General features: G+C 31.3%; 4 protein-coding genes. 1 reads left to right on the top strand and 3 read right to left on the bottom strand.

Annotated features, from left to right (window positions below):
• Nucleotides 1-327: 327 nt before the first annotated feature.
• The gene (locus L21TH_RS07490; RefSeq protein ID WP_006313259.1) at nucleotides 328-777 is read left to right on the top strand and encodes a hypothetical protein; all 450 of its coding nucleotides are present in this window, start codon (nucleotides 328-330) and stop codon (nucleotides 775-777) included.
• 24 nt (nucleotides 778-801) lie between these two features.
• Here L21TH_RS07490 and L21TH_RS07495 read toward each other — a convergent pair whose 3' ends face one another.
• The 3 genes from L21TH_RS07495 to L21TH_RS07500 form a co-directional block, all read right to left on the bottom strand.
• A complete protein-coding gene (locus L21TH_RS07495) occupies nucleotides 802-1,479 on the bottom strand; it encodes a hypothetical protein (protein WP_006313260.1) in 678 nt (225 codons plus the stop codon).
• 854 nt (nucleotides 1,480-2,333) lie between these two features.
• A complete protein-coding gene (locus L21TH_RS14535; protein WP_006313261.1) occupies nucleotides 2,334-2,528 on the bottom strand; it encodes a hypothetical protein in 195 nt (64 codons plus the stop codon).
• Between the two features lie 174 nt (nucleotides 2,529-2,702).
• Nucleotides 2,703-2,897 (bottom strand): hypothetical protein, encoded by a 195-nt coding sequence (locus tag L21TH_RS07500; protein WP_006313262.1) that lies wholly within the window; start codon nucleotides 2,895-2,897, stop codon nucleotides 2,703-2,705.
• Nucleotides 2,898-3,264 lie beyond the last annotated feature (367 nt).

The raw sequence follows: 3,264 nt of genomic DNA on the forward strand, positions 1-3,264 counted from the left end.
AAGGTCGGCCAAAAAGATAATTAATTGTACATGAAAATATTTGCACTTTTGTACAAAAAAATATTGACGTTTATAAAAAAAATTAACTTTCCTAGACAAGAACAACAAGGGGCAGGATATTTCCTGCCCCTCTGCCCAGCGACGAGCGAAGAAAGTTTAGGGGGAAGCCGTCCGGCACGCACCCTTTTCAAAGGGGGCGTTGAGGACTGGGGGTGTGCTGCTGCGTTGGAGAACCGGAGCTGACACCGCCGCCAGAGCCGGAGGGGTGAGCCGGATTTTTAGAAAGTAGTGGAGTGGTTGCAAGAGAATAAAGACAAGGAGGACGCTATGAGCAAAAAACAGAGAAATATAATTTGTATGATTGATGGTTTCTTAGTTTTCGGATTATTGTGTTATGCTGTTATTTTCTTTTTGGCTAATAAAAACCTTAATCCAATAGAGATTTCAATGAGTGAATCGCTAATTGAACGCAGGCTGTTTTTCCGTAGATTAGCTGAAATGATATATTCAGTTTGTAGTGTGATATACATACTCGGGCAGATTTTATTGATTTATTTTGGCATGAAAAATGGTTATAGAGTATCGCTCAAAAGAATTTTTATTTATTTTTTTTCACAGATTGTTCTTGCATTAGTATGTGTGCTACCATTTGCATTTTTTGATTTTTCGTATTTTTCTGATTATATTTTTCCGCTAAGAAGTTTGGTTATAATATTGTTTGTGATGACTATTGGTTCATGTATTATACATTATGTGAAAAAAACAACAGCACCGTGATTTTACGGTGCTGTTGTTTTTATTTTAGGCAATGCTGGTTAAAAGAGCGAATATCTCGTTATCTGTTTCTGTTTTGATAACGAAAGAAAAATCACCTACTCCAATTTCAACGCTCTTTGTAATATCGTAATTAGCAGTTACACCAGCACTGGTATCTGTGCAATAAGATGGAAAACGGGTATTTCCCCAACTGCCAGCAGCGGAAATGTAAGGAATATCAAAAGAAATGCTGGTGAGATCAGTAAATACACCGTTTGATACGGTTACACTATACCCAAGTTCTACTAGATATTCTACTGTGCCGAGGGAATCGAAACTGGCTAAACCATAAGCCTCTGAGCTGACATAATGGTTACCATCGCCGGAAACAGTTGCATAACCGGTTGTGGGAGTGGTGGAACGAGTTTGAGGAGATTTTGGTTCTTTACTTACAACTTCTTCGATTGCAGTATCAACGGTGGCATTAAAAGCGGAAAGGCCGTTTTCTGAAAGGTAAATCGCTGCCTTTTCCAAATCCTCGTCAGAGTTAAAGATGTACTGTATAGAGTATTCTTTCCCAACAGAATTTTCTTTGGTTACATAATAGGATTGGAGATATTCTCTTGCTTCATCCACGGTCATTTGAGGTTCTGCAGCGAATGCGGAGATTGAGAGTGTAAAGAGCATTACAAAAGAGAGTATGAGTGATAAAAATTTTTTCATAGTAAAACCTCCTTATTTATATACATATTATCATAAATTTAAATTAGCTTTGATATTCATATTGACAATTTTATTTCATTTAATTTAATGGGCTTTTTTTATTCGGTGGTCTTGCATATACCATGTTGTCACCCCCTTTCAATATAGTAAAAATAATAATTAAACTTTTTATTATCTAAATCTTAATTTGTGTGAATGATTTTATGTTGTATTTCACTCTTGTTATCTTAATGATACCATTTATGGTTATATTTTCAAACCACTATTTTAAAAATTATGAATAATTAGGTCTTATTTCCTATTTTATAAGTAATAGTTGTTATAGCATTATAATAACTTCAATTGTATATAGAGGAAAAAATATAAAAAATTAATTAAAATAAAACATATTCTTATACTTAACATAGTGTGTCTAATAAACCTAGTGGTATTTAAGTTATAGGAAAATATTGGAGCTATTATAGAAAGGATACAAAGTACCATCGCACAATGTAATGATGGGTATTGAAATATATAACTAATGTCCTTTCGAACAATAAATTCATCAATTAATTTCTACTTGAGACATGCAGTATCATTGGTAATTATCTTAGGTATGGAATTTATACAATTTATTACTTGTTTAGGGGGGCTGGATGTTGACGATATTATCCTAAACGGGATTGAAAGTATAAAAAAACTACATCTTTCTTTGAGAGTTTCTATAAAATAAAGAAAAAGCTTATGGAAAATATACCTGTTTTGTCAAATAACAAAACCAGCTATAATAAAATGCACTCCCAAATATTAGACTCATGTCTGACATATGGGGTGCATTTCAATAATAGGCCATTTTATTCTATTTATTATTAGTTCTATTTAGTTTTTTTTAATAATAGATTGGTGATAGTACCAATTATTAATGAAGATACTAATGTAGCAATTATTGCTTTCAAAATATCTACTAACTCTGGCTCCATAAGTTGTATTGTTAATAATATTAATAAAACAAAGAAACTTATTATATAATCTCTTTTTCTTAGTTTATTTAAACTAATTCTAATTACCACCTTTCATAATAAGTCTATCTATAGTTATATCATTGTTCGGAATTTATTTGTCCTATTTAGTATAGCCTATCTAATTTTATTAAGTCTAGTATTTGTTTTTCACGCTCTGTCAATGGCATCATCCCTTTTACAATATAATAATATCGCTAACCATTATTTTTCAGTAGGTGCTATTTATTGGACGATTTCAATTTTAGATATTTCATTTTCATATATTTCATAATCAATTTCACCAGAGTCTATTGATATGCTTGCTATTTCAGGTTCATTGTCTAATGCTTGAGTATATCTATCACACTTACCTTGAATTATCTCACCTTGTATACAAGTTACTTTAATTTTTTTACCTACATATTCCCATAACTTCATATTATCTCTCCTTTAATTTTAGTACAATATAGGTATTCAGTTACCTGCATTTGAATTCTTAATTCTAAATGTTAAATTAATTACTACCCCTCTACTGTCTTTCTATTATTATTTAACTATGCTTATTTCTTTCATTCTTAATTTATAATCCACAATTTAAAATTTACAATTGTATTTCTTGTTCCTTATAGGTAATCTAATAACTGATAATTAATTCATGGTCGGTATTATATATGTCGGCAGTTTCAATTCCTTATAGGTAGGCTAGTAACTGATGGCTATAGCAGTTTGCAATCTTGAGTCAGAATATAAATGCTAAAATAGAAATGTACAAAAATGCAAAAATAACTATGTACAAAACCCAATA

The sequence above is a fragment of the Caldisalinibacter kiritimatiensis genome, from assembly GCF_000387765.1.
Lineage (GTDB): Bacteria > Bacillota > Clostridia > Tissierellales > Caldisalinibacteraceae > Caldisalinibacter > Caldisalinibacter kiritimatiensis.